Source organism: Microbacterium sp. 18062, assembly GCF_902706225.1.
GTDB lineage: Bacteria > Actinomycetota > Actinomycetes > Actinomycetales > Microbacteriaceae > Microbacterium.
The window spans coordinates 88209-112406 of sequence record NZ_CACSKB010000004.1; the positions used below are offsets into that span (position 1 = coordinate 88209).

25 protein-coding genes are annotated in these 24198 nt (G+C 70.8%); 9 read left to right on the top strand and 16 right to left on the bottom strand.

All coding sequences use genetic code 11. The features are described 5' to 3' along the window. Positions 1–46: 46 nt before the first annotated feature. The 3 genes from GVL03_RS02815 to GVL03_RS02825 form a co-directional block, all read right to left on the bottom strand. Positions 47–1060: an SDR family NAD(P)-dependent oxidoreductase gene (locus tag GVL03_RS02815; protein WP_159499293.1), complete on the bottom strand. Its 1014-nt coding sequence runs from the start codon at positions 1058–1060 to the stop codon at positions 47–49. A gap of 97 nt (positions 1061–1157) precedes the next feature. Further along, positions 1158–1706, bottom strand: a complete 549-nt coding sequence (locus GVL03_RS02820) for a cysteine hydrolase family protein (protein WP_159499295.1) — start codon at positions 1704–1706, stop codon at positions 1158–1160. Then, a complete protein-coding gene (locus GVL03_RS02825; RefSeq protein ID WP_159499297.1) occupies positions 1703–2731 on the bottom strand; it encodes a zinc-binding dehydrogenase in 1029 nt (342 codons plus the stop codon). Before GVL03_RS02825 ends, GVL03_RS02820 begins: the two co-directional genes overlap by 4 nt. An 86-nt stretch (positions 2732–2817) precedes the next feature. On the opposite strand from GVL03_RS02825, the gene GVL03_RS02830 reads away from it, so the two are divergent. Then, entirely contained in the window at positions 2818–3558 is a 741-nt protein-coding gene (locus GVL03_RS02830) for a TetR/AcrR family transcriptional regulator C-terminal domain-containing protein (RefSeq protein WP_159499299.1), read from the top strand. On the opposite strand, the gene GVL03_RS02835 is transcribed toward GVL03_RS02830, so the two are convergent. The 4 genes from GVL03_RS02835 to GVL03_RS02850 form a co-directional block, all read right to left on the bottom strand. Beyond that, positions 3533–4111: a CoA-binding protein gene (locus GVL03_RS02835; protein ID WP_159499301.1), complete on the bottom strand. Its 579-nt coding sequence runs from the start codon at positions 4109–4111 to the stop codon at positions 3533–3535. The genes GVL03_RS02830 and GVL03_RS02835 overlap by 26 nt on opposite strands. A gap of 9 nt (positions 4112–4120) precedes the next feature. Then, on the bottom strand, positions 4121–5410 hold the full coding sequence (locus GVL03_RS02840; RefSeq protein WP_159499303.1) for an O-acetylhomoserine aminocarboxypropyltransferase/cysteine synthase family protein: 1290 nt from the start codon (positions 5408–5410) through the stop codon (positions 4121–4123). Positions 5411–5563: 153 nt separating this feature from the next. Further along, entirely contained in the window at positions 5564–6193 is a 630-nt protein-coding gene (locus GVL03_RS02845; RefSeq protein WP_159499305.1) for a hypothetical protein, read from the bottom strand. Between the two features lie 444 nt (positions 6194–6637). Next, positions 6638–6949: a hypothetical protein gene (locus GVL03_RS02850; RefSeq protein ID WP_159499307.1), complete on the bottom strand. Its 312-nt coding sequence runs from the start codon at positions 6947–6949 to the stop codon at positions 6638–6640. A gap of 273 nt (positions 6950–7222) precedes the next feature. Here GVL03_RS02850 and GVL03_RS02855 point away from each other — a divergent pair, with 273 nt between their 5' ends. After that, positions 7223–7477 carry a hypothetical protein gene (locus tag GVL03_RS02855; RefSeq protein ID WP_159499309.1) on the top strand — a complete coding sequence of 85 codons (255 nt, stop codon included), beginning with the start codon at positions 7223–7225 and terminating at the stop codon, positions 7475–7477. Positions 7478–7533: 56 nt separating this feature from the next. Here the strand turns inward: GVL03_RS02855 and GVL03_RS02860 are convergent, their stop codons facing one another. Next, positions 7534–8310, bottom strand: coding sequence for an EAL domain-containing protein (locus tag GVL03_RS02860; protein ID WP_159499311.1), 777 nt, complete (start codon positions 8308–8310; stop codon positions 7534–7536). Between the two features lie 205 nt (positions 8311–8515). Here GVL03_RS02860 and GVL03_RS02865 point away from each other — a divergent pair, with 205 nt between their 5' ends. Together GVL03_RS02865 and GVL03_RS02870 are read left to right on the top strand one after the other, a co-directional pair. Then, entirely contained in the window at positions 8516–9253 is a 738-nt protein-coding gene (locus tag GVL03_RS02865) for an alpha/beta fold hydrolase (RefSeq protein WP_200847039.1), read from the top strand. Beyond that, a complete protein-coding gene (locus GVL03_RS02870; RefSeq protein ID WP_159499315.1) occupies positions 9240–10634 on the top strand; it encodes a GGDEF domain-containing protein in 1395 nt (464 codons plus the stop codon). The genes GVL03_RS02865 and GVL03_RS02870 overlap by 14 nt, the downstream gene beginning before the upstream one ends. Before the next feature lie 3 nt (positions 10635–10637). Here the strand turns inward: GVL03_RS02870 and GVL03_RS02875 are convergent, their stop codons facing one another. Continuing rightward, positions 10638–11183, bottom strand: coding sequence for a CGNR zinc finger domain-containing protein (locus tag GVL03_RS02875; RefSeq protein ID WP_159499317.1), 546 nt, complete (start codon positions 11181–11183; stop codon positions 10638–10640). Positions 11184–11209: 26 nt separating this feature from the next. On the opposite strand from GVL03_RS02875, the gene GVL03_RS02880 reads away from it, so the two are divergent. Beyond that, complete coding sequence (locus GVL03_RS02880) at positions 11210–11428, top strand: hypothetical protein (protein ID WP_200847036.1); 219 nt, start codon at positions 11210–11212, stop codon at positions 11426–11428. A gap of 18 nt (positions 11429–11446) precedes the next feature. Here GVL03_RS02880 and GVL03_RS02885 read toward each other — a convergent pair whose 3' ends face one another. Then, positions 11447–12040, bottom strand: coding sequence for an SRPBCC family protein (locus GVL03_RS02885; RefSeq protein WP_306770305.1), 594 nt, complete (start codon positions 12038–12040; stop codon positions 11447–11449). A 52-nt stretch (positions 12041–12092) separates the two neighbouring features. Here GVL03_RS02885 and GVL03_RS02890 point away from each other — a divergent pair, with 52 nt between their 5' ends. Continuing rightward, positions 12093–14687 carry a LuxR C-terminal-related transcriptional regulator gene (locus tag GVL03_RS02890; RefSeq protein ID WP_159499319.1) on the top strand — a complete coding sequence of 865 codons (2595 nt, stop codon included), beginning with the start codon at positions 12093–12095 and terminating at the stop codon, positions 14685–14687. Between the two features lie 105 nt (positions 14688–14792). Here GVL03_RS02890 and GVL03_RS02895 read toward each other — a convergent pair whose 3' ends face one another. Continuing rightward, positions 14793–16079, bottom strand: a complete 1287-nt coding sequence (locus GVL03_RS02895; protein WP_159499321.1) for an MFS transporter — start codon at positions 16077–16079, stop codon at positions 14793–14795. 507 nt (positions 16080–16586) lie between these two features. Between GVL03_RS02895 and GVL03_RS21980 the strand changes: the two genes are divergently transcribed. After that, entirely contained in the window at positions 16587–16736 is a 150-nt protein-coding gene (locus tag GVL03_RS21980; protein WP_200847037.1) for a hypothetical protein, read from the top strand. 128 nt (positions 16737–16864) lie between these two features. Then, complete coding sequence (locus tag GVL03_RS02900; protein ID WP_159499323.1) at positions 16865–18229, top strand: D-alanyl-D-alanine carboxypeptidase family protein; 1365 nt, start codon at positions 16865–16867, stop codon at positions 18227–18229. Between the two features lie 85 nt (positions 18230–18314). Here GVL03_RS02900 and GVL03_RS02905 read toward each other — a convergent pair whose 3' ends face one another. The 3 genes from GVL03_RS02905 to GVL03_RS02915 form a co-directional block, all read right to left on the bottom strand. Next, positions 18315–18470, bottom strand: coding sequence for a hypothetical protein (locus GVL03_RS02905; RefSeq protein ID WP_159499325.1), 156 nt, complete (start codon positions 18468–18470; stop codon positions 18315–18317). Positions 18471–18769: 299 nt separating this feature from the next. Then, positions 18770–19447: a 4'-phosphopantetheinyl transferase superfamily protein gene (locus GVL03_RS02910; protein ID WP_159499327.1), complete on the bottom strand. Its 678-nt coding sequence runs from the start codon at positions 19445–19447 to the stop codon at positions 18770–18772. Beyond that, positions 19444–20280 (bottom strand): metallophosphoesterase, encoded by an 837-nt coding sequence (locus GVL03_RS02915; protein ID WP_159499329.1) that lies wholly within the window; start codon positions 20278–20280, stop codon positions 19444–19446. The genes GVL03_RS02910 and GVL03_RS02915 overlap by 4 nt, the downstream gene beginning before the upstream one ends. A 212-nt stretch (positions 20281–20492) precedes the next feature. On the opposite strand from GVL03_RS02915, the gene GVL03_RS02920 reads away from it, so the two are divergent. Then, on the top strand, positions 20493–21368 hold the full coding sequence (locus GVL03_RS02920) for a sugar phosphate isomerase/epimerase (protein WP_235037992.1): 876 nt from the start codon (positions 20493–20495) through the stop codon (positions 21366–21368). An 18-nt stretch (positions 21369–21386) separates the two neighbouring features. On the opposite strand, the gene GVL03_RS02925 is transcribed toward GVL03_RS02920, so the two are convergent. Further along, positions 21387–22220 carry an alpha/beta fold hydrolase gene (locus GVL03_RS02925; RefSeq protein WP_159499333.1) on the bottom strand — a complete coding sequence of 278 codons (834 nt, stop codon included), beginning with the start codon at positions 22218–22220 and terminating at the stop codon, positions 21387–21389. A 51-nt stretch (positions 22221–22271) separates the two neighbouring features. After that, positions 22272–24122 carry a siderophore-interacting protein gene (locus GVL03_RS02930; protein WP_159499335.1) on the bottom strand — a complete coding sequence of 617 codons (1851 nt, stop codon included), beginning with the start codon at positions 24120–24122 and terminating at the stop codon, positions 22272–22274. Positions 24123–24198 lie beyond the last annotated feature (76 nt).

Below are 24198 nucleotides of genomic sequence, written 5' to 3' on the forward strand. Positions count from 1 at the left end.
CGCATGCGCCGGATCGAGCCGAACGGATCGCTGGCCGTGCGGATCGCTACTGGACGGACCAGCCGCCGTCGGAGGCGAGGATCGCGCCGTTCACGTTCACGCCGTCGTCCGACAGCAGGAACGTGATGGAGGCCGCGAGCTGCTCGGCCGTCGCCAGTGTCGGGATCCCGGACTGGAAGGGCTGCAGACGCGCCTGCCCCGCCGCCGAGACGTTCGGCGGGAACGGGATGCCGGTGGCCACACCGCCGGGGGCGACCGCGTTCACGCGGATGCCGGCCGGACCGTACATGAAGGCGGCCGACTTCGTGAGACCCACGACGGCGTGCTTGGAGACCGTGTAGGCGTTGCCCGACGCGTTTCCGCGCAGCGCCGCCTCGGAGGCGGTGTTAACGATCGAGCCCCGGCCCGCCTCGATCATCGAGGGGAGCACGGCCCGCGCGAGCTTGAACGACCCGGTGAGGTTCACCGCGATCACGCGCTCCCACGTGGCGTCGCTCGTCTCGTGCAGCGGCGAGAAGTCGTCGTTGATGCCGGCGATGTTCGCCAGGGCGTCGATGCGGTCGCCCGCGGCGGCGACGATCTCGTCGATCGAGGCCTGCGCGGTGATGTCGCCGGCAACCGTGACGATGTCCGCATCCGGCAGCGAGGCCGCGAACTCCGCCAGGCGCTCGGCCGAGACGTCGACGGCGACCACGCGGCCGCCCTCGCGCGCGACGCGGGACGCCGTCGCGCGGCCGATCCCGGATGCCGCACCCGTGACGATCACGGTCTTCCCCGCGAAGCGGCCGGGCGTCGTACGCTCGACCCATCCGGAGGACTCCGTCTCCTCGGGGATGACCCCGCCGTTCGCCGCGCGGACGAGATCGTCGACGACCGACTGCGGCATCTTCCCCTGGCTCAGCGCGACGAGCTGCTGCAGCGGCAGACCCGAGACCGGCGCGAGCGAGTCCTCGGTCGCACCGGTCTGCGCGAGCAGTCCGCGGACGAGCTCGCCCCCCAGCGGGTGGGCCAGCCATTCCCCGATCGTGCTCTGCGCGGTGAGGGCGTTGCTCTCACTCATTGTCGTTCCTCTCATTGCTCTGCCGCTGGTTCGTGATCGGCCTCCGGGCGGCAGCATCCGGCGGTCGTCGTGCCGGCCTACGGCCGGCGGGGTGGTCTCAGTGCCGGAGCGACGCGAGGACGTCGGCGGTGGCGCCGGTCTGCGCGAGAGCGGGAAGCACCCCGGTCAGCGTGTGGTCGTGGGAGGCCTCCGACCTGTCGCCGACGGCATCCGTCACGACCGCCACCGAGTATCCGAGGTCGTAGGCGCCGCGCGCCGTGGACTCGACGCCGAAGCTCGTGGCGAGCCCCACCACGACCACCTGCGTCACTCCGAGATCCCGGAGCCGCTCGTGCAGCGGACCGCCGGCGAAGGCGCTCCACGTGGTCCGTTCCACGACGATGTCGCCGTCCGCCACCGGGAAGTCCTCGAGCGGATCGTTCCAGCCCTCCGGCAGCGGGCGCGCCCCGCCGTAGTCGGTGCGCCCCGGCGGCACGCCGGTGGCGCTCGCCCGCACGACGGGGAGCCCGGCCGCACGGAAGGCATCGGCGAGACTGCGGGCGTTGCGGACGATCGTGTCGGCGGGCGGCGTCACCGGGCCGGAGACGGTCCCGCGCTGCAGGTCGACGACGACGAGCGCGACGGCGGGATCGAGGGCGTCGATCATCGCTCGCCGCCCTCGAACGTCACGACGACCTTGTCGGCGGCGCCGGGGGTCGTGCCGAGCCGCAACGCCTCGGGGGCGTCGGCGAACGGGATGCGATGACTGATGATGTGGGCGTACTTGTCCGCGTGCTCGATGATCGAGTCTGTCACCTCGAAGATCTCGGTCGGGTACCCCATCGAGAGCCTGATGTCGGGCTCGAGGGTCAGCAGGTCCTGCAGATCGAGCTCGACCGGCTTCTTGTGGACGGCCACGATCGTGAGCACGCCGCGGTGACGGAGCGCCTTGAGCGCGGTGTCGATCACCGCAGGCGCGCCCGCGGCGTCCAGGTAGACGTCCGTCGCGGCGCGCGAGGGGCGCCCCATGAAGCCGGGGACCTCTCCGTGCAGCTCCTTGAGCCGGGCGACGACGTCCTCCCGCGACGAGTCGATGACCGCGTCCGCGCCGACGAGGAGCGCCTTCTCGAGGCGATCGGGCACGACGTCGACGACGACGACGTGGGCGGCACCCTTGCTCTTGAAGCCGATCGCGGCCCCGAGCCCGACGGGACCCGCGCCGAAGACGACGACCTTCGAGCCCTCGCCCGCTCCGGACCGGTTCACCCCGTGGTAGGCGACGGCCATGGGCTCGTTGAGCGCGGCGACCTCCCACGGCAGGTCATCCGGGATCACCCGGAAGTGCACGCCCGGCTTCGCGGCGAACAGCACGATCTCCGGCGTGATCGCGCCCTGCGCGCCACCGCTGCCGATGATCCCGTCGCGCGCGGCCATCGGGTTCACGACGACGTGGTCGCCGACTCGCGCACCCTCGACCTCGGCACCGACGGCGATGACCTCGCCTGCGGGCTCGTGGCCGAGCGGCGTGCTGCCCTGGCGGGGCGGGATGCCGCCGAGCCGCGTGTAGAGCCCGTCCGAGCCGCAGATGCCGCAGGCGCGCACGGCCACGACGACGTCGGCCGGTCCCGCGGCGGGGCGCTCCACCTCGACGAGTTCGGCGACGCCCGGTCCGGTGACCACCAGAGACTTCATCGGTTCTCCCTCTTTCCGTCCACGATGACTTATTCCCGTACGGGAAATACTACGCTCGGCAGGAGAAGGAATCCAGGAGACGGACGATGGATCGGCAACCGGGGGAACAGGCCCCACCCGCACGACGCGGTCGCGGCGAACGGGCCGGTCTCGACCGCGCGACGATCATCGCCGCGGCCCGGCGGATCGACCCCGGGACCCTCACGATGCAGTCCCTCGCCGACGACCTGGGCGTGGACCGCAAGGCGCTGCACCACCACGTCAACGGCCGCGACGCTCTGCTGGAGATGGTCGCCGAGCACGTGTTCCTCGAGCGGATGAGCGCGACCGCCATCCCGCCCGACGCGGACTGGCGGGACGCCTGCCGGGTGTTCGCGGCGGGCATGCGACGCAGCCTCGTAGACTCGGGCGTGCTCGCCCCGCACTTCCGCTCCACCCCGGTCATGACGCTCAGCGCGATCCGCCCGGCCGAGATCGTGCTCGAGCGGATGCTCGCCGCGGGCTTCTCCGAGGAGAACGCCGGCCGGGCGCTGCTGCTCCTGACGACGGTGGGCATCGGGTTCGCCCGCGAGGAGGTCGCCGACGCGCGGAACGGCGGCCATCCGCAGATCGGCCCGTTCCGCGATCTGCTCGCGCGGACGCCGCCGGCCGATCTGGGCGTGCTCCGCCGCCTCGACGCGAGCGGCTTCGACGCCTACGGCGATGCGCAGTTCACGTTCGACATCGACGCGGTCGTCGCCGGGCTGGAGGCCGCCCTGCCTCCGCCTGCTGCACATGCGTCCGACGGCGGAGCGGGAACGGTCAGCGAAGGGTGCGGCGCGAGCTGATCTGACCGGTGTCGAACCCCATGAGGTGAAGGCCGCCGTGGAACCGCGCGTGCTCGATCTTGATGCAGCGGTCCATCACGACGGTGAGACCCTTCTCCTCGCCGTAGCGGGCCGCATCCTCGTTCCAGATGCCGAGCTGCACCCACACGGTCGGAGCCCCCACCGCGACGGCGTCGTCGATGACCGCGGGGATGTCGCCGGGCTTGCGGAAGACGTCGACGATGTCGGGCGCCTCGGGCAGCGACGCCAGGTCGGGATAGGCCTTCTCCCCCAGGATGCGGTCGGCGTTCGGGTTGACGAAGTACACCCGGAAGTCGCTCGACTGCTGCAGATACGTGCCGACGAAGTAGCTCGAACGCGCCGGGTTCGCCGAGGCGCCGACGATCGCGATGCTCTTCGCGGCGCGCAGGATCTTCAGGCGCTCCTTCGCCGACGGGCCCTCCCAGGTGCGCTGCGACCTCAACAGCCTCGCCAGCGGCGAGCTCGCGGGCAGCTCGCACGTGAGGCCGTTGGCGAGGCGGGTGGAGACGAGCTCCTCGGTCAGGTCGGTCATCATGGCCTCCTATGCCTCCTGCGCGGCGGCGAGCGCCTGGTCGAGGTCGTACAGGATGTCGTCGACGTCCTCGATGCCCACGCTGATGCGGACGAGGCCGGGGAGGACGCCCCCGTCGACGAGCTGCTGCTCGCTGAGCTGGGCGTGCGTGGTGGACGCGGGGTGGATCACGAGCGTCTTCGCGTCGCCGATGTTGGCGAGGTGGCTGGCGAGATCGACCGATTCGATGAACGTGCGCCCCGCGCGGCGGCCGCCCTTCACACCGAAGCTGAAGACCGCGCCGGGGCCCTCCGGGAGGTACTTGCGCGCACGATCGTGGTGCGGATGCTGCGGCAGCCCCGCCCAGTTGACGAACTCCACGCGCGGGTCGGCGTCGAGCCACTCGGCGACGATGCGGGCGTTCTCCACGTGCGCCTTCATCCGGAACGGAAGGGTCTCGACGCCCTGGGCGAGCAGGAACGCCGAGTGCGGCGCGAGCGCGGGCCCGATGTCGCGCAATTGCTCGGCGCGCAGGCGGGTGAGGAAGGCGTACTCGCCGAAGTTGCCGGACCACTCGAGGCCGCCGTAGCTCGGCACCGGCTGCGTGAACAGCGGGAACCGCTCGCTGTGCCAGTCGAACCGCCCGGCCTCGACGACGACGCCGCCGAGCGTGGTGCCGTGGCCGCCGAGGAACTTGGTCGCCGAGTGCACGACGATGTCGGCGCCCCATTCGATCGGGCGGGTGAGATACGGGGTCGCGACGGTCGAGTCGATGATGAGTGGCACGCCGGCGGCGCGGGCGACGTCGGCGAGCCCCTCGAGGTCGGCGATCTCGCCCGAGGGGTTCGCGATCGTCTCGGCGAAGATCGCCTTCGTCCTCTCGGTGACGGCGGCGGCGTAGTCGGCCGGTTCCGCGGAGGCGACGAACGTCGTCTCGACGCCGAACCGGCGCAGCGTCACGTCGAGCTGGGTGATCGATCCGCCGTAGAGGTTCGCGCTGGCGACGATGTGATCGCCCGCGCCTGCGAGCGAGGCGAAGGTGAGGAACTGGGCGGACAGCCCGCTCGAGGTGGCGACGGCCCCGAGTCCCCCTTCGAGCGACGCGATGCGCTCCTCGAACGACGCGATCGTGGGGTTGGCGAGGCGGCTGTAGATGTTGCCGTACTTCTGCAGTGCGAAGCGGGCGGCCGCGTCATCCGTGTCGTCGAAGACGAAGGACGCCGACTGGTAGATCGGCAGCGCCCGAGCGCCGGTGACGGCGTCCGGGATGTTGCCGGCGTGGATGGCGCGCGTGCGGAAGCCGTACTCGCGGTCTGCCATGGTGCGACCCTTCGGGTGGTGAGGTCTGGGGGCTCCCCGAGCCTATCCGCCCGCGACGCCTCGGGAGCGGCACGCGGCATCGCCGTGTAACAGTCCGGGCTTGCCGGGGCCGCGCCGGACCACTCGGTCCAGCGGCTCGCCGAGCCCGGCGGCTCAGACCGGATCCGCGTCGGCGCCCGGGATGACCGCCTCCGAGAGCACGAGGACGCGGGCGGATGATGCGTGCGCCCGGTGGTCCGGACCCCCGTCGAGCAGCGCCACGGCCTGACGCGGCACCTCGACGCCGTCCAGGCGCACATCGCCCTGGAGCGCCAGGAGCACTCGGGTGCCCGTCGGCAGATCCGCCGAGCCGTCGATCTCCTGGAAGGAGAACATGGGCGGCACGGCGACCGCCGCGAAGGTGAGCACGAGCACCATGCTGGCGCCGGTGACGCGCAGCCGCGGACGCTGGAACGAGAGGGTCGACGAACGCAGCAGCACGGCGCGGTCCCGGCGGAGGACCGCATGGTGATCGAACGCCCCGACGGCGACCTGGGGACCGGAGAGCCCGACGATCCGCTGATGGGTTCCCGCCGGAGCGAGGAGGGATCCGCCGGGCCCCTTCAGCTCGACCAGCTGCAGGTGCCAGCGCAGGTCCAGCCCCGGGTCGGTCTCGGTCCAGATCCCGCGAACGGTGCCCCGTCCCTCCTGCAGCGGCTGACGAGGCAGGTCGCGGAATCGGATGAGGCCTGCCGGTCCGCCCCCGGGAGCGGGAGCGTCCGGGTCGGTGTCGTGATCGGTCATGACTGTACAGCGGGTTCCTGGTCGGTGGACGGCCGGGCTGGACGGCGCGAGTCGGCCGCCCGGCAGATGGTCTGAGCAGATCAGGCCTTGGCGTCGGCGGCGGGCTCCGAGCCGTTGTCGAACCGTCCCGCGCCGAGGAGGGCGAACGCCGCCGCGATCGAAAGGAAAGCGGTGTTACCTTGATCCATCTCGGAAAGGCCTCTCTGCAGGACGCAGGGCGTAGCGTCGGATGGCCACAGCTTGTCGCCCGGTCGTTTCACGGCGCGGGTGATTGTGTTTCGGACGTGTTTCGAGAGCGCCCCCGCGCGTAAACAACGGGTGACGTGAACGGTGGGATGCGGACCGGGGTCACTGCGACGGACGGAAGTCCTGTCGCATGAGGGCCTTGCCGCTCGGCCGCGAATGCTCGCGGGTCAAGGGGGGGTCAAGGGAGGTGGGGTGGGCTCAGACGGGCTCGGGGAGCATCCGCAGCCCGCCGGAGCCGTTCGCCGCCGCGGCCAGCGCGAGAAGCCAGCGCTTGTTGAGCGTGCGGCCGCGCGGGCCGTCGAAGCGGAAGAACAGCGCGGAGCTCTGCGAGATCCAGATCGTGCCCGGGCGCAACTCACCCGCATCGCCGCCGACATCCGGCTCGTCGTCCCAGCTGAAGCTGAAGCTCTCGTTGCGCCGGAGCTTCGTGATGATCACGGCCTGCAGATGCTCCAGAGCCTTGTCGTCGATCTCCACGGCGGGTGCCACCCCGTAGATCAGCTGCCCCATCGTCGTTCCCGGTCCTCCCTCGTTCCGAGCAGAAGACGCGCTTCCGGGAACGGCATATCTTTTTCTATCACCCCGCATGGCGGGCGCCCGCATCTGCCGTGTCAAGCGCCCCGGGCTCATGCACGCGCATGCCACAATGGCAGGCGTATCAGGGCCGGATACCGATCGGCGTGCAGCGCACCCACGGACACCCCTCCCGACCCCCATGTACGGACGCTCGCCCGGGCCACCCGAACAGGCCCGCAGAGAAGACGCAGTGCCGAAGGAGAAACCATGCCGAGTGTCAACCGCCTCACGGTCGATGGACGCGACTACTTCCTCCCCGACCCCGTGACGGAGCTGCGGGAGAGGATCCTCGAGGCGATCCGGGCCGGAGGCGGGTACGTGAACATCCCGCCTCTGCGCTCGGGCCCCGGTATCGACATCCTGTTCTCGCCGGGCATGCCCGTCACCTGGACACGCATCGACGTCGGCGGCGACGAGCCGGCCGCCGCGGCGACGACATCGGGCGACTTCGACGACATCTGAACCCGCGCCGTCAGGACGCGGCCGACAGCGTGAGCCCCCGCCGTGCGCACGGCGATTCACGCCGACAGGAGCTCCTCGATCCACGTGGCGGGCATCGGGTTTCCGAGCAGATAGCCCTGTGCGCGATCGCACCCCACGTCGCGCGCGAAGTCCAGCTGGTCGACGCTCTCGATGCCCTCCGCCACGACCCGCAGCTCGCGATCGTGGGCGAACGCGACGACGTTCGCGATCTCATCGGCGGGCGAGGACGCGTAGCTCTGGATCAACGAACGATCGAGCTTGACCTCGGTCACGGGGAGCCTGTCGATCTGCGCGATCGATGCGTGACCCGTGCCGTAGTCGTCGAGCGAGATGCCGATCCCGACCTCTCGCAGCGCCGCGAGCCGCGGCACGCTGGCCTCGAGATCGGTGACCGGCAACGACTCGGTGATCTCCAGCGTGAGCGCATCGTCGGGCAGCTCGCATCGACGCCATCGATCGCGCAGCTCGTCGGCGAAGCGGGCGGTCAGCTGCAGGGGGGAGACGTTGACGGACACCCCTATCCGCGCGGCCACCGAGCTCCATCGGTCGGCAGCGGCGATGCACTCGTCGATCATGAACCGCCCGATCCCGTGGATCGCGCCCGTCGACTCGGCGAGCGGGATGAACTCGTCCGGCGCGATCGGCCCATGACGCGGGTGCACCCATCGGCACAGGCCTTCGACGGCGACGATCCGTCCCGACCCCAGATCGATCTGGGGTTGGAAGACAGCGGCGAGCTGCCCGTCGCGCACGGCGACATCGAGGTCCTCGGCGAGATCGGGAAACTGCACCACACCAGCAGTCAGACGCATCCGGCCTCCATGATCAATCCCTCCGCACGAGATGAAGCAATGCAGTACAGTCCCCTGCTCTGCGGAACGTCGCCTCGCGTCGGCTACGATCCAGATGCAGGTCAGTCAACTCGCCTCGCGACTCTGGGAGCAACTCTTGAGGCTGACGCACGGATCCCTCCGCCGCAACAACGTGGTTGTCTCGGGCGCCCCCGAGGGACGCACCATGGTCTTCGCGCACGGGTTCGGATGCAGCCAGGAGGCATGGCGGCTCGTCGCGCCGCGGTTCGAGGACGACTACCGGGTGGTGCTGTTCGACCACGTGGGAGCCGGCGGCTCGGATCTGTCCGCGTACGACCCCGGCCGATACGACTCGCTGCACGGCTATGCGGACGACGTGATCGACATCCTCGAGGCTCTGGACGCCCACGACGTCGTGTTCGTGGGCCACTCCGTGAGCGCCATGATCGGCGTGCTCGCGGCGAACCGCGACCCGTCCCGATTCGGGCGGCTCGTACTCGTCGGGCCGTCCCCGCGGTACGTGAACGACGACGACTACCACGGTGGCTTCGAACAGGCCGACATCGACGGGCTGCTCGACGCGCTCGAGGCGAACTACCTGGGATGGGCGGAGTCGTTCGCGCCGGTGATCATGGGCACACCCGACCGCCCGGAGCTCGGCGAGGGACTCGCCGAGGCCTTCTGCCGCATCGATCCGGCGATCGCCACGCAGTTCGCCCGCGTCACCTTCCTCTCGGACAACCGGCGTGATCTGGCGAACGTGTCGATTCCGACGCATGTGATCCAGAACAGCGAGGACGTCATCGCGCCGCTCGCGGTCGGCCGGTACGTCCACGACGCCATCCGCGGCAGCAGACTGACCGTGCTCGCGTCGTCGGGGCATCTGCCGATCCTGTCGGGTGCGGAAGAGCTGGTGGAGGCGATACACCGTGACCTCCACTGACGCCTCCGACATCGAACGCCGATACCACCGGTCTCCGTGCGGGCTGCTCGCCACCACCCCGGCCGGTGTGATCGTCGAGGCCAACGAGACCTTCGCCGTGTGGGCCGGCCGCCCGGTCGACGACCTGATCGGGATGCGGTTCACCTCGTTCCTCGATCCGAGCAGCCGGATCTTCTACGAGACGCGGCATGCCCAGGTGGTGCACCTCGAGGGACGCGCGACCGAGGTCGCACTGTCGATGCGCCACGCGGACGGCACCTCCCTTCCGGTTCTCATCAACTCGGTGGTGGACCGGACTCCCCGGTCCACGGTGATACGCACCGCCGTCTTCAACGCCACGGGCCGGATCGCGTACGAGCGCGACCTCCTGCGGGCACGACGCAAAGCGGAGTCCTCCGAGGCCCGCGTCCGCATCCTGCAGGACGTCTCCGGCGCCTTCGGCGTCAGCGCGAACGTGCAGGAGGTCGCGGACTCGTTCGTGAAGGCGGCGCGCGAGGCGTTCGTCGCGCCGGAGGCGTCCGTCCTGCTCTTCGACGACGCCGGCGACCTGCAGCTGGTCGCCGGGACGAATCCGCTCTGGGGAGTCGTGGACCCGATCGAGTCGCTGCGCCACACGATGGAGGAGGTCGTCCTGTCGGTCGATGACGTGCAGACCTCCCTTCCGCAGCTCGCGCAGGGGCTGCGCGCGGCCCGCTACGAGGCGCTCAGCATCACCCCGCTCATCGGTGAGGGCGAGAGGCTGGGCGTGCTCGTCTGCTTCTTCGGGCGTGCCCGCGACTTCGACGACGACTTCCTCGACCTGCAGCGGGCGCTCGGACGCCAGGCGTCGCAGACCCTCGTGCGCGTACGGCTGCAGCGCAAGCTGGAGCATCTCGCACTCCACGACCCCCTCACGGACATCCCCAACCGGCAGTTCGTCGAACAGTGCCTGTCGGACGCCATCCGCGATGCCGGCGATGCCGGGCATCCCCTGGCGATCGTGTTCCTCGACGTCGACGAGTTCAAATCGGTGAACGACACGTACGGGCATGCCGCGGGCGACGCCGTGCTGCGCACGCTCGCACAGCGGCTGCGCGGCGCAGTGCGCGTCGACGACATCGTGGGACGCATCGGCGGCGACGAGTTCGTCGCCATCTGCGCGAACGCCGACGCAGAGGGCGCCTGGACGATCGCGGAGCGCATCCGCAAGCACAGCGGTGAGCCCGTCACGACGCACGCCCTGTCGGTCGAGGTGTCGGTGAGCGTCGGTCTGGCGATCTACGACCCCGCAGTCGACGATCCGCCGACCCCCGACCAGCTGCTCCGCCGCGCGGACGGCGCCATGTACGTCTCCAAGGAGGCCGGCAAGGACCGCATCAGCCTCGAGCCGCGCGGTGACTAGGCTTCAGCCCGTCCCGGAGGCCGTGCGGGCACGGTGCCGGCGCACGGCGGCCCGGTTCGCGCAACGCACGGAACAGTACCGCTGCCGGCCGTTGCGGGTCACATCGACCACGACCGCTCGACACGGGTCGCCTGGCGCCTCACCGGCGGCGCAGCGACGCAAGCGGTGCATGCCGCGGGTCGAGAGATGCAGAGCCGTCCCGACGGGGATGACAGCGGACAGAACGTGTGCGAGCGACTGATCGAGGTCACGGTAGTGGAGGTGCCATCCCTCTCCGTCGTGATCGGTCATCCGCGGGTACGCAGCGGCCTCGGCCATCTGCATGTTGAGGATCTCGGCCCGCTCGACGGGAGATGAGGCATCGACCACGCGGAGCCACGAATCGATCACGTCTCGCGTGCGGGAGTGGTCGTCCCGGCTCGACGTGAAGTCCATCGTCATGCCGAAGGTGCGGGTTCGAGCCTCGATGCCGTCGCGGCTCTCGGGCCACTCGTTGGCCAGGGATGCGGCGAGCAGGACCGCGTACTCACCGTAAGGGTTGAGATGCATAAGACCATGACAGCACAGTTGATCGTATGACGTCATCTCTCCTGGGCCCCTCCCCCGACATGCTCACCACCTCGGAGCACGAGCACGCCTGGCGCACCGAATCGGCACACACCACGAGCGAGGGGCGCGTGCTGTACGTCGAGTGCGTCGCCTGCGGTACCCGTCGGGTCGATCTGCAACCCCACACCGGACTCCCGCCGACCGCGCTGAGCACGATGGTCGCGCCGACCCGCTCCGGGCGATGACTCGGGCCCGTGCCGACTTCAGGCATCGAGGCTGTCGACGAGGTGACGGTTGCGCTGCTCGATGAGACGCCGCAGGTACGGAACGAGGATCGTCCGCTCGACGAGCCGCCCGAGGATCGGAGAGGCGAGCGTGATCCGATCGGTCATGACCGTTCCCTCATCCCCCTCGTCGAAGACGTGCTCGTGATGGAACGAGCGGAACGGGCCGGACACCTGCTCGTCGACGAATCGTCGGGACTGCTCGAGCTCGACGATCCGGGACGTCATCGTGAACCACACCCCGAAGTGACGTGCCCGCCACGTCACCGTCTGACCGAGCCCGATCCGCCCCGATGTCACTCCGGCGACCGCCCACTCACCGGATCGCGCCATGGAGCCGATGTGCGCGTCGATGCTCAGCGACACGTCGAACAGGCGCGCGGCCGGATGACGCGTGCGCGTCACGACGGTGAACTCGCTCGCCATGACGGGATCATCCCACCCCGGGACGCGATGCGGCGCGATGCCCTCGGAGGACGCGTCCGGCGGGTCGAGCGGCACGCGCGGTTCAGAGTGAGTCACGGGGTCGGATCCGGCCTCGGGAACGATGCGGTCCCGTATGGTGGTGGTCACCAGCGGGCTCTCCCTGCCCTCCCCCTGAATGGCACGCCCGCCGGCTTCGACGATGAGCATCCATGGAGTTCCCCACGTCCCGACGGGACTCGTCGACCGGGCTCGACTGACGACACGGCTCGACGGCCCCGCCGCGCTGGTCGTGGTCCATGCGCCGGCCGGCTACGGCAAGACGGTGGCACTCACCCAGTGGGCCGCGGCCTCGAGACGAGACGGGCTGTGGGTCCGCGTGCGCGAAGGGCTGGGCGAGCCCGCGTCGTTCGCCGAGCAGCTCGCCTCCGAGCTCGACGATGCGGGACTCCTCGACGAGAGCAACCCGCTGCGCATGGCGGCCGAGACGCTGGCGGTCCAGCAGGATCCCTGGACCCTGGTCCTGCGCGGACTGCGCCGCCTTCCCGGCGAGCTCACCCTGGTGCTGGACGAGGGCGAGCACCTGGACGACGCGACCATCGCCGGGATCCTGCAGCTCGTCGCCGACGCCCCCCGGCTCACCGTCCGGGTCGCGACACGGCGGAGCAACAGGTTCACCGAGCCCGGCCTCGCGCTGTCCTTCGACGTGCAGCTCGTCTCCGCCGACGAGCTGGCGCTCACCGGCGACGAGGCCACCCGCGTGCTGGGCGGACACGCATCGGCGGATGCGGTCGCACACGTTCTCGAGAACGGCGCGAGTCCGGCGCTGGCCCGGATCGTCGTGCTCGCCGGCACGCTGTCGCCGAGCTCCGACGACGACGCGATCGAGGCGGCGGTCGATTCGCTCCTGCGCCTGCGCGCGCCGAAGTGGGACGAGCGCTTCGTCTCGTTCTTCGAGCGCATCTCGCTGACCGAGACGATCGACGCTCGTCTCGCGGCGGAGCTCACCGGCGAACCCGATGCGGGTCTCCTGCTGGATCGCGCCGAGGCGGAGGGCCTCGGCTACTGGAGCACTCCCGGTGGGGGCGCGGCGGAGCACGCGCTCTTCGTGATCGCGCCGGTGTTCCGCCGCATCGCCGAGCGCTCCGCACGGCGGCACCTCACCGACGACGAGGGGCGGGAGCTGGACCTGCGCATCGCACGCTGGCACCTGGCCGCGCGACGTGCGCTCCCCGCCCTGCAGGGGGCGGTGCGGATCCGAGACTGGGACCTCGTGAACGACGTCGTGCGCATGCACTGGCCCGACCTGATCCGCAGTTCGGCACAGGTGAGAGAGCTGTTCCGGCGCGTGCCGCCGTTGACGCTCCGCACCCGCCCCCTGCCCAGCATGCTGCTGGCGATCCTCTGGAACGCCCATGGCTCGCACCGTCTGCGCGCACTCGAGTACCTCGCGCTCGCGTCCTACGGCGCCAGAATGCAGCGTGGCCGCAGCCGACCCGCGGACCGGGCCATGCTGCTCATGGTCGAGTCCACGGCTCAGCGCATCTCGGGACGCCACGGCCAGGCGACGCGCACGGCCCTCGCATGCTACGACGTGATGCTCGGGATGCGACCTGAGGAGCGATCCCGCCTCGGAAGCAACGCGACGACGATCTACAACCACATCGGGCTGTCGATGTTCTACGGCGGTCACCTCGGCGAGGCGCTGGACTGCTTCCGCCGGTCCGAGGCGAGCAGCGAGGAGAAGGGTCGGCTCGCGGGTCTCCAGGGGCTCGCGCAGAACGCGGGTGCGCTGAGCATCGAGGGCGACATCCCGGAGGCAGAGGCCGCCGTCGCCCGGGCGACGGCACGACGTTGGCCGGACGCCTGGCGCGACGGCTATCCCGGCAGCCTCTTCCAGCTCGCACGTACCCTGCTGGCCCTCGAAGAGGGAGATCTCGACGAGGCGGACGCGGCGCTGTCCATCCTGGACGCGCACCGGGCGACCATCGAGCACTGGGGGTGGCTCGAACACGCTGACGCCCTCATCCGCGTGCTCCGCGGCGACGCGGAGGGCGCAAGCCTCCGTCTCGAGCGTGTGGAGGCGGATCAGCGGCACCGGCAGTCGCTCAGCGCCGTCAACGCCGCGCAGCTGCACACGACGTGGACGCTGGTGGAGCTCGCACGAGGCGACCTCGTCGCCGCGGAGAGGTTCGCGGCGCGTCTGCCGCCGGGACCCGCGCGGGATGTCGCCCGGGCACGGGTGTGGCTCGCGCAGGGTGACACGGACCGGGTGGTGCGTGCGCTGGCCGTCGACACCGCCGCCCGCGCCGGATCCCGGATCCGCGCGGAACGGCTGGCTCTGGTCGCCGCCGCGCTCGCCCTCGACGAGAAGGATGCCGGCAACGACGAGGTCACGGCGGCGCTTCTCCGGCTGCAAGCGCTCCTGCTCGACCGGAAGCTCCGGCTCCCGGTCGTCCTCCTGCCGGGACGCGCGCTCGACGCGATGCGGCGGCGGGTGTCGGCAGGAGGGTTCGACGCCTCGTTCGTCCAGCTGCTCGATCACGCGCGCGCCCGGACCGTGATCGATGCGCAGCAGGCGGGTCCGCGGCTCACCCGGCGTGAGCTGACCGTCGCTCGAGAGCTCACTGCATCCGACACCGTCACCGAGATCGCGGCTGCGCTGTCGGTGTCGCCGAACACGATCAAATCCCAGCTGCGGGCGGTGTACCGCAAGCTCGGCGTGAGCAACCGGGAGGACGCTCTCCGGGCGCTCGCCGCGCGAGGTCTGACGGACAACAGCGCCGGGACGAGATGAGCCCTCGCGCGCAGGCACCGGCAGCATGCGCGCGTCCGCTGCCCAGGGGCCCGCGGAGGGCCCCCGCGGGGTGGGAGCCCTTCATCTCGTTGCCGCACCCCTCGCTCAGGGACCGAACGGAAGGGCTTTCGCGTCGGCCGTCTCGCGCTCCGTCGGCGTGGCCGCCCGGCGAAGGGCCGGGATCACGCCGATGCTCAGCAATGCGACGAGGCAGGCGCCCAGCGAGAGCGCGGCGTAGTTGTCGGGCGAGCCCGACACGGGGTCGCCCGCGCCGACGGTCAGGAGGGCGGCGGCCGCGACCGGCGCGAACACCTGCGGGAGGGTCTCCGACCCGTTCAGTATCCCGAGGTAGGCACCGAACCTTCCCTCCGGCACGGTGCGCATCGCCAGCGCGAAGTTCACGGTCAGGTAGGTGCCCACCGCAAGGCCGCCGATGACCGCGGCGGTCCAGAGGGCGATGGGCGCCGCCACGATCGAACGAAGGCCAGCGGCGGCCGCGAGGCCGAGAGCGGCGCAGACCAGGAACGGCAGGTACCCGCCGCGCCGTGACGCCCATGCACCGGCGACCGTCGCGCCGATCACGACCCCGGCGCCTCCCAGGAGCGTGTTCACCGTGGCGATGGGGGTGGCGGCAGTCGGGTCCGACGCCATCCGGTCGACGATGAGATACAGCGTGAAGGCCGTCGTCAGCGAGAACGCTGACTGCATGGCGAGACGCTGCAGCCACACCGCGACGAAGGCCACGGGCAGTCGCACCCGCGGCTTCTCCCCGGAGCGCCGAGGGACGCTGCGGACGGCCGGAGAGTCCGGAAGCGTCATCGCGAGGCCCACCACGACGAGTGCGGCCACCGGCATCACGAATGAGATCGCGCCGACGTGCGCGGGCAGGAGCGTCGCCAGCGCCAGCGGCGGCAGCGCGCCGAGGAACGCGGCTGCGGTGAACACTCCGGATGCGGCGGCACGGCGGGGCTCCGGCACGGAATCAGCCAGAAGCGCCGCCGCCGAGGCGAAGGTCGCGTTGTAGGCGGTCTGGACCACGATCCAGCTGACGGCGATCGAGAGGATGGACTCCGCCGTGGTGAGCAGGACCATCCCGCCAAGGCCTGCGAGAACGCCTCCGAGCATCCACGGACGACGACGGCCCAGCGGTCCGCGCGTGCGATCCGACAGCGCACCGAAGACCGGATTCGCGACGAGTGCGGTGAGCCCGCCGAGGGCGAGCACGGTCGCGAGCGCGGACGCTCTCTGCTCGATCGGCACGGCGGCCACGACCTTCACCGGGATCCCCGCCACCACGGGCGCCGTGAGCGAGCCGAGCGCGACGAGATTGACGGCGGCGAGCAGGAAGACGCCGCGCCCCAGGCGGGTCCGCGACGTGTGCGTCGGTATCATCCTCGTCGCCTTCCGGGTGTCCTGGGTGCGGATGCCGCCACGAGGCCGCTGATCGCGCGACCATCACGACCGTACCGGTTCCCGCCGGGGTCCGGGTCTGCCGCGGCCTGCACTGGCCGCGCGGCGGCGGGGGTGGCGGGGGTGCGACCTCTCGGAGGTGCGGCCCCTCAGGGGTGCGGCCCCTCGGGCGGCGGCCTCTCGAGGGTGCGGCCCCTCGGGGTGCGCTGGGGCCGTGAGACTGCATGTGGGCGCCGAGACTGTGGGGTTACCCCGCTGTCTCGGCGCGAAGATGCAGTCTCGGTGCCCGGCGGGAGCCGCGCCGGCGGGCTGGAGGGGCCGACGCGCTGCTGCACACCGTACGTGGCGATCTGGAGGCGAAGACCCTCACCGAGTTCCTCACGGAGTGGCGCTCGTCACCGGATGACCCCCTACTGAGCCCTATGACATCGTTCGGAGCGCCCGCGTCAACCCCTCGGGCATGCGGCTGTAGGGGTGTGGGCTGGTGCGATGAGTACCGCAGATCCGCATCCCGCTCCGAACGACCCGACGCTTCCTCCCCTGAACGACCCCGTGGAGGAGGAGGACGAGAAGAACACGCACGGCACGCCCGGCGACGACGAGGAGGCGGACACCGCCTCCGGCGGATCTCCGGACTGAGTCGATTCCCCCAGGCGACCTCCCGTGCACTGGTGAGGACGCCACTGATCTGAGTTGCCCTGCGTCACGAAACGTCCCCCGCGCCCGGAAGCGGCATGATGGGTCTCAGCGTGACGGAGGGGGCCGCGGTGACGACACATCATCACTCCTCCGACGGGCTCTCCGAGCTCACGGAGCTGATGCGCCACGAGGAGGAGCTCCCCAGCCGCCGCGCCTCTCGTCAGGTGGATCCGCAGATTCGCCGCGCCCGTCGTCGGCGACGCCTCATCGTCGCGGCGATCGTGACCGCGGTCGTGCTGGCCACGACGGGTGGCTACGTCGGCTGGGCGCTGAACGCTCCGGTCCGTTCACCTGTCGTCACCTCGCAGACGCCGCAGGTCTCGGCGCCGGCCGCGGCCACGATCGCGCTCCCCTCCGACGGGGCCTTCGCGATCAGCATCTCGGGTGCCGACGACTACCTCGGCACGACGGCAAGCGGCATCTGGGCGTCCAGCGGGACGGATGAACCCCGCTCGATCGCGAGCATCACGAAGCTGATCACCGCGCTCGTCGTCCTCGACGCGAAGCCGCTCGCGGACGCAGACGACGCCGGGCCCACGATCACCTTCGACAAAGCAGATCACGACCTGTACGACAAGTACTACGTGCTGGGCGCGACGATCGCCGCGATGCCCACCGGCAGCTCCATGTCGCAGCACGACGCCCTCGCCACGATGCTCATCCCGTCGGCGAGCAACTACGCCGAAGCCGTGTCGACCTGGGCGTTCGGATCGCAGTGGGCGTTCCTGAACGCGACGCGGGGATGGCTGGACACCCACGGTCTCACCGGCACCACCATCGTCGAGCCCACCGGCATCGACCCGCGCAACACGAGCACCCCCGGCGACCTCATCGCTATCGGGAAGCTCGCCGCCGCCGACCCGACGATCGCGCGGCTCGCCGCGACCCCGTCGCTCTCGCTGCCCGGCGTCGGCGCGATGTCGAACACCAATGACCTGCTGGGCAGCGCCGGGATCGACGGACTCAAGACGGGCAACCTCGGCGAGAACAGCTACAACCTGCTGTACACCGCATCGCTGGATGTGGGAGCCGCCGGACCACTCGAGATAACCGGGGTGCTGCTCGGCGGATTCTCGCGTCAGTCCGCGGATCACAGCGTTCTCACGCTGCTGGGCAGCATCCGCGACGGGTTCCATCAGGTGCCGCTGGCCGACGCCGGCCAGGACATCGGCGCGTACTCGACGCTCTGGGGAGACACCGCCCGGATGGTGATCGGCGAGAGCGCATCGATCCTCACCTGGTCGGACACCCCGATCACCGTCACGATGGAGACGACGACGCCCGCGATCTACGCCGACGGCGAGGTGCTCGGGAGTATCACGTGGACCGCCGGACCGAACACGGAGACGGCTGTCATCGAGATCGAGGGCAGCATCGAGCCGCCGACCGCGTGGTGGCGCCTCACCCATCCGTTCGAGCTCGGGGACAGCTAGGACGGGTCCCTCCGACAGGTGAGCGCGTCGGACGACGACCGCGAGACGCCAGCCCCTCGAGAGGAGCCGACGTGCCGGATCGCGGTCACTGCCTCCCCTGGTCCACCCAGCGTGTGTGGGCCTTGAGCGCGCTGAGCACCGCCCAACGGATCACGAGAGCCGCGATGACGATCACAACGACGACGACGAGGGCGTAGCCGAGGATGATCAGGATGTGCCAGCCCGCGAGTCCACTGAACATCCCGACACCCTACCGTCGGTGAGCCCGAGGGGGATAGCGATGGAGAACCCGGCCGTCCCCGGTGACCCGCAGAGCGCGGCTACGCGGAACCGTTCCGGTTCGCTCTCAGGAGACCCGATTTCCGCTGGGAGAGCGACGGCGCCATGCTCCTCCGCCGGTACAAGAGGAGATGCGTCGACCGTGAGCCCACGCCGCCCGTCTCGGTCATCGGCGAGCGGCTGACAGAGCTGCTCGGTCGCTGAGCAAGCTGCGTGAGACGAAGCGTGGGAACCTTCCCCTCGCGGAGAACGCCGGGCACCTCAGCGAGCCACTCGGGTCGCAGGCTCCCAGACGGCCGTGAGGATGTGGCGTCCGTGGATCGTCCATCGTCCGGCGAACCGATCGATGACGCGGTCACCGACGCGTGGTCCGGAAACGAGCAGCTGCCCGGCGAACGTCCCGGCGGGGTCGATGGTCAGCTCGCACTCGGTGAAGTCGAGCCAGGCACGGGCGAGCGGGAACCAGGCCTTGTAGATGCTCTCCTTCGCGCTGAACAGCACCCGGTCCCACGCGATGCCGGGCTCGGCGGCACCCAATCGCGCGAGCAGCCGCGGCTCGTCACCGACGGTGACCAGCTCGGCGACCCCGTCGGGCAGGGGCTCATGCGTCTCGGCGTCGATGCCCAGGGTCAGGATGTCGCGTGTCCGGGCGAGCGCTGCGGCGCGGTAGCCATCGCAGTGGGTGAGGCTGCCGACGATCCCCGCCGGCCACTGCGGCTCGCGGTTCGGTCCGGGGAGGATCGGCGCGGGCGCGTGGCCGAGGCGTCCGAGGGCACGGCGGGCGCAGCCGCGCACGGCCGCGAACTCGGCGCGACGCTTGGGTACGGCGCCGGCGACGGCGGCGAGCTCCTGGGGGAAGAGCGCGATGTCCGGGACGTCGACCGTCGTCTGCTCGACCTCGACCGCAGCGGGCAGCAGCGTCGGCAATCCGGTCGTCATGCCCCGCCCCCGTCGCCGAGCACTCGCACCACCCGCCGCGGCAGAGCTCCGGGCGCATCCCACTCGTGCGGATATCCGAGCGAGACCTCATGGTGCGGGATGCCGTCGATCCGGGCGGTGACCGGGATGTGCAGGTGCCCGTACACGACCGCCTCGGCACGGTAGCGCACCGGCCAGTCGACGGTGTGCTCGGTGCCGCACCACAGGGCGAACTCCGGGTACCGCAGCCGCCGGGTGGGCTCGCGCACGAGCGGGAAGTGGTTCACCAGCACGGTGCGAGCGTCGGCCGGCAAGGCATCGAGGCGTGCCCGGGTGTGCTCGAGCCGCGCCGCGCACCACGCCTCGCGCGTCGGATAGGGGTCGGGATGCAGCAGCACCTCGTCGGTGCACAGCACGCCCGCCGCCTCGGCGACCGCGAGCGCATCGGACTTCGAGCGCGTCTCCGCAGGCCGAAACGTGTAGTCGTACAGCAGGAACAGCGGGGCGACGACGACCGGGCCGTGTTCGCCGTCCCAGACCCGATAGGCGTCCTCGGGGGTGGTCACACCGATGTCCCTCAGGGCTCTCACGAGCCGGAGGTAGCGCGCGACCCCGCGCAGACCCAGCGGGTCACCGGGCAGGGTCCAGAGCTCGTGGTTGCCCGGCACCCAGACGACCGTGTCGAAGCGGTCGCGAAGTGTACGCATCGTGGCGACGATCTGGTCGAAGCGGTCGGCGACGTCGCCGGCGACGATCAGCCAGTCGCCCGCGCTGCGGGGACGGATGTCCTCGACGAATGGCGCATTGTCCGCGTAGCCGACGTGGAGGTCGCTGACGGCCAGCAGATTCGGCATCCGCTCCCCCTTCCGGATCGGTGGCGACTTCGGCCCCTGTGACGACGCATGTCGGGTCCGGGGACGTTTCCGTCCCGTTCCTCGACATCGCACGCATTAACACTTAGGCTAGCCTAGGCTAATCATCCGATCGGGGCATAGATGCCCAGATCAGCACTTCTTTCGGGTCCAGTCCGAACGAGCGCGGGAGCAGAACACCGATGAGATCGTGCATGGCGACCGTGTCCATCGGGGGCACTCTCGAGGAGAAGATCGACGCGATCGCGCGGGCCGGCTTCGACGGCATCGAACTGCTCGACGACGACCTCCGCCGCTCCGGCATGTCCGCGGAGGAATGCGCGAGCCGCTGCGCGGACCGAGGGCTGGCCATCGAGCTCTACCAGCCGTTCCGCCGCGCCGAGGGCGTGCCCCGGCGCGAGTTCGGCGAGGTGCTCTCCCGGCTGCGGCGGGAGATCGAGGTGATGCGACGCCTCGGTGCCGACTCGATCCTGGTCGTCTCCAACACCGATCCCGACGCGGTGGGCAGCCGCGATCTGTCGGCGGCACAGTTGTCGGCGCTGGGAACGATGGCGAGCGAGTACGGGATCGCCGTGATGTTCGAGGCACTGGCGTGGGGAACCCGCATCAGCCGGGTCGCCGACGCGCGGGATGTGCTCCGGCGAGCGGACCATCCGAACCTCTCCCTCGTCGTCGACACCTTCCATCTGCTCGCCGGCGGCGAGGACGCCGGCGGGCTGGAGGACCTCTCCCACGACGCCGTGGGGTTCATCCAGTTGGCCGACGCCCCGCGCCTGCCCATGGACCTCTTGCCGTGGAGCCGCAACCACCGGTGCTTCCCCGGCGAGGGGGATCTCGACCTCGTCGGCGCGACGGCCGCGGCGCTGTCGTCGGGCTACGACGGCCCGCTCTCGCTCGAGATCTTCAACCCCGCGTACCGGGAACGTCCTCCGCGGGAGGTCGCGCGGCGCGGTTTCGAGGCGCTCCGGCGGCTCATCGACCAGGTGGAGGATGCCGTGGCCTCCGGCGCGGCGGACCGCATCGGCGGCGCCCGGTCCGCGCGGCCCGTGCGGATCGGGGCATCCCGCTGAGGTCACGTCCTGCCCGGCTCAGCGGGGCCGCTCCTCCGCGAGGAAGTCCAGCACGAGCCGGTTGACCAGCTCGGGCTGCTCCAGGTAGCCGTAGTGGCCCACGTCGGCGACCTCGGCGTAGCGCGCGGTCGGGACGGCGTCGGACACCTCGCGGGCGAGGTACGACGGGATCATCAGGTCGTCGGCGAACCCGATCGCCAGCAGGGGTCGGTCGATCTCCCGGTACGCGTGGGTGCGGTCGCCGAGCCGTTCGGTGGCGCCGAGCTGGCCGCGCTCCCCCGACGAGATCGGCGCGGCCGTGTACTCCAGGATGTCGAGCCAGTCGCGGGCCTTGGCCCGGTCGCGCAGGGTGGCCGGCGACAGGTTCTGCAGCGCGTCGACGGCCGCCCGGTACGCCGGGGGCAGCGTCACCGAGCGGTCGAACAGCTCCTGCTCGCCGCGGGTCAGCACGTGGGCGGCGTCATCCATGCGCGTGTGCGCGCCCATCGCCACGGCACACCGCACGAGGTCGGGGCGGGCGAGCGCCAGCTCCTGCACGATCCGGGCGCCGAGCGAAGTGCCCACCACGTGCGCGGGGCCGCCCAGGTGCTCGATGAGACCGGCCAGGTCGTCGACCAGCTCGGGCACCTCGATCTGCGGACAGTGCCGGTCGGTCTGGCCGGGCACCGGGCTGATGCCGCGGTTGTCATAGGTCACCACGCGGTACCCGGCGCCCACGAAGTCGGGCACCTGATGCGAGCGCCAGACGCTCCCGGGCGCGCCGGTTCCCATCACCAGCACGACCAGCGGGGCGCCGGGGGCGCCGTACTCGTCGTAGCTCAGGGCGATGCCGTTGATCGGCAGTGTGGGCATCGTGGCCTCCGTCGTGGGAAGGGGAAGGAATGGCATGCGGGACGCCGCAGATCAGCGCAGCACGCGAACGGTGGTGCCCCATCCGATCGTCTCGGTACGTTCGACCTCGCGACCGGCAGCGGCGATCACGACGTCGAGCTCGGCGTCGGTGCGCAGTCCCGTGCCGTCGCGGGTGAGAGCGATGAGGTCGGCCTCGCCATCGTGCTCGTCGAGCTGCTCGGTGTCGAAGGTCTGCTCGACGAGCAACAGGCGTCCGCCGACTGCGAGATTCTCGGCCGTTCGCCGCAGCGCGTGGGCGGCGTCGGCATCCGGCAATGCCGCCAGCGACTGCGACACGAGCACCGCGTCGGCGGCGGGCGAGGGCTCGAAGATCGACTGCTCGACGATCTCGATCCGGTCGCGGTGCGCCTGGTCGGGAACCGACCGGGCAAGATCGCGCCGCAGCCAGTCGGCCTGGGCCGGGAGGGCGCAGATGGTGACGCGCAACTGCGGGTGCAATGCCGTGACCTCGCGGGCGATCACCGACGCGGTATCGGCGTGGATCACGAGATGCTCGACGCGCTCGAGCGCCGGAGAGGCCGCCAGAGGCGCGGCGACATAGGTGGCGAAACGCGTGGCGGCGTCGAGGTGCTTGTCCTCGTACCATTGCTCTCGCCTGAGATCGGCGAACTCGCGGCCAGTGACCGAGGCGTACACGGAGGTGCCGGTGCGCACCGATTCGAGCAGCGCGAACAGGCCTGCGCTCTGCCAGCCGTTGGCTCCCTCCGGGTCGAGATAGTCGGCCCAGAACTCGTAGGTGAGGAACTCGCCCAACTCGGTCAGCCCGTATTTGCCTGGGGCCGTCTCGGTCAGCAGGTCGATGGCGTGCAGATAGCGCAGCAGTTTGCCGAGGGCGCGCGGATCGCTCGCGCTGGCGCCAGCGAGCGCATCGACCGAGGTCACTCCGCGCGAGATGAGGTCGCCGATGCCGAGCCCGACGGCGGCGCGGATCGCGATCGGCGGCACGAGATCCGCGAGGTCGTGGAACTCCTCGAACGCGGCGGTGTTCTTCTCGGGGTCGGGCAACGCGGCATCCTCTTCGAGCGCGACGACCTCGCTGCGCTTCCAGTAGCCGACGAACTCGATGTCCTCCTTCGCGACGCCGCGGTCGTCCACCAGGTGACGGCGGATGTCGCGCACCGCCGCCTGCTCACCGGCGACCCATGCGAACGCGGTGCCCTCCCACCAATCGGCACCGCGCACCGCGTCGAGCAGCAGGGGCGTCGTGCCGGCCTCGGCGCCGTGGCGCGGCAGCCAGGTGACGGTCACGCCCGGCAGCTCGCGCAGAGTCTGGCGGTGCGCGTCTTCGGCGATCTCGATGAACACCTGAGCCCGAAGATGCCCGGGAGCCTCGTCGAGCAGGCGACCGATGGCGGGCAGGGCAGTATCGTCGCCCGCGACGAGCAGCCAGTCGGCCTGCGCGGGGAAGGCACGGGATGCTGCCGGACCGCCGATGTGCAGCCGGTCGCCGGGCGCAGCGCGGTATGCCCAGGTGGTGGCGGCACCGGTGCCGTGCTTGACGAAGTCGAGGTCGAGCTCACGGGCCACCGGATCGTAGCGGCGCACCGTGTAGACCCGGTTGATCGGTCGGAGATCCTTCGGATAGATCGTGCTGTGCTCGCCCTGGACAGGCAGCACGGGCTCGGACTCGCCCGGGTAGGGGAAGAAGAGGCGCACGTCGTCATCGAACGCGGGGCTGCGGAACTCGCGCATCGGGAAGCCTGTGGATGAGGTGAACGCACCGAGCTGGTCGCCGGTGAGCGTCACTCGGCGCATACCGGGGGTGACGTCGTGGATGCGGAGCACCTCGAGCTGTCGCAGCACGACGGGGTGGACGGTGATCGCTCGGGACGACTTGGGCACGGGGACTCCTCACTGCGCGCCGCGGCTTCCGACTGCGGCGCGCTCGGTCTGGTGGGTCAGGGACGGATGCTAGCGG

Coding starts and splice junctions, on each gene's coding strand:
- GVL03_RS02860 (WP_159499311.1), bottom strand. CDS start 8,310: ATGCGTCTGACTGCTGGTGTGGTGCAGTTTCCCGATCTCGCCGAGGAC.
- GVL03_RS02920 (WP_235037992.1), top strand. CDS start 20,493: ATGGCGACCGTGTCCATCGGGGGCACTCTCGAGGAGAAGATCGACGCG.
- GVL03_RS02830 (WP_159499299.1), top strand. CDS start 2,818: ATGGATCGGCAACCGGGGGAACAGGCCCCACCCGCACGACGCGGTCGC.
- GVL03_RS02835 (WP_159499301.1), bottom strand. CDS start 4,111: ATGACCGACCTGACCGAGGAGCTCGTCTCCACCCGCCTCGCCAACGGC.
- GVL03_RS02925 (WP_159499333.1), bottom strand. CDS start 22,220: ATGCCCACACTGCCGATCAACGGCATCGCCCTGAGCTACGACGAGTAC.
- GVL03_RS02850 (WP_159499307.1), bottom strand. CDS start 6,949: ATGGGGCAGCTGATCTACGGGGTGGCACCCGCCGTGGAGATCGACGAC.
- GVL03_RS02910 (WP_159499327.1), bottom strand. CDS start 19,447: ATGACGACCGGATTGCCGACGCTGCTGCCCGCTGCGGTCGAGGTCGAG.
- GVL03_RS02825 (WP_159499297.1), bottom strand. CDS start 2,731: ATGAAGTCTCTGGTGGTCACCGGACCGGGCGTCGCCGAACTCGTCGAG.
- GVL03_RS02895 (WP_159499321.1), bottom strand. CDS start 16,079: ATGATACCGACGCACACGTCGCGGACCCGCCTGGGGCGCGGCGTCTTC.
- GVL03_RS02840 (WP_159499303.1), bottom strand. CDS start 5,410: ATGGCAGACCGCGAGTACGGCTTCCGCACGCGCGCCATCCACGCCGGC.
- GVL03_RS02865 (WP_200847039.1), top strand. CDS start 8,516: ATGGTCTTCGCGCACGGGTTCGGATGCAGCCAGGAGGCATGGCGGCTC.
- GVL03_RS02875 (WP_159499317.1), bottom strand. CDS start 11,183: ATGCATCTCAACCCTTACGGTGAGTACGCGGTCCTGCTCGCCGCATCC.
- GVL03_RS02820 (WP_159499295.1), bottom strand. CDS start 1,706: ATGATCGACGCCCTCGATCCCGCCGTCGCGCTCGTCGTCGTCGACCTG.
- GVL03_RS21980 (WP_200847037.1), top strand. CDS start 16,587: ATGAGTACCGCAGATCCGCATCCCGCTCCGAACGACCCGACGCTTCCT.
- GVL03_RS02845 (WP_159499305.1), bottom strand. CDS start 6,193: ATGACCGATCACGACACCGACCCGGACGCTCCCGCTCCCGGGGGCGGA.
- GVL03_RS02890 (WP_159499319.1), top strand. CDS start 12,093: ATGAGCATCCATGGAGTTCCCCACGTCCCGACGGGACTCGTCGACCGG.
- GVL03_RS02905 (WP_159499325.1), bottom strand. CDS start 18,470: ATGTTCAGTGGACTCGCGGGCTGGCACATCCTGATCATCCTCGGCTAC.
- GVL03_RS02880 (WP_200847036.1), top strand. CDS start 11,210: ATGACGTCATCTCTCCTGGGCCCCTCCCCCGACATGCTCACCACCTCG.
- GVL03_RS02815 (WP_159499293.1), bottom strand. CDS start 1,060: ATGAGTGAGAGCAACGCCCTCACCGCGCAGAGCACGATCGGGGAATGG.
- GVL03_RS02915 (WP_159499329.1), bottom strand. CDS start 20,280: ATGCCGAATCTGCTGGCCGTCAGCGACCTCCACGTCGGCTACGCGGAC.
- GVL03_RS02855 (WP_159499309.1), top strand. CDS start 7,223: ATGCCGAGTGTCAACCGCCTCACGGTCGATGGACGCGACTACTTCCTC.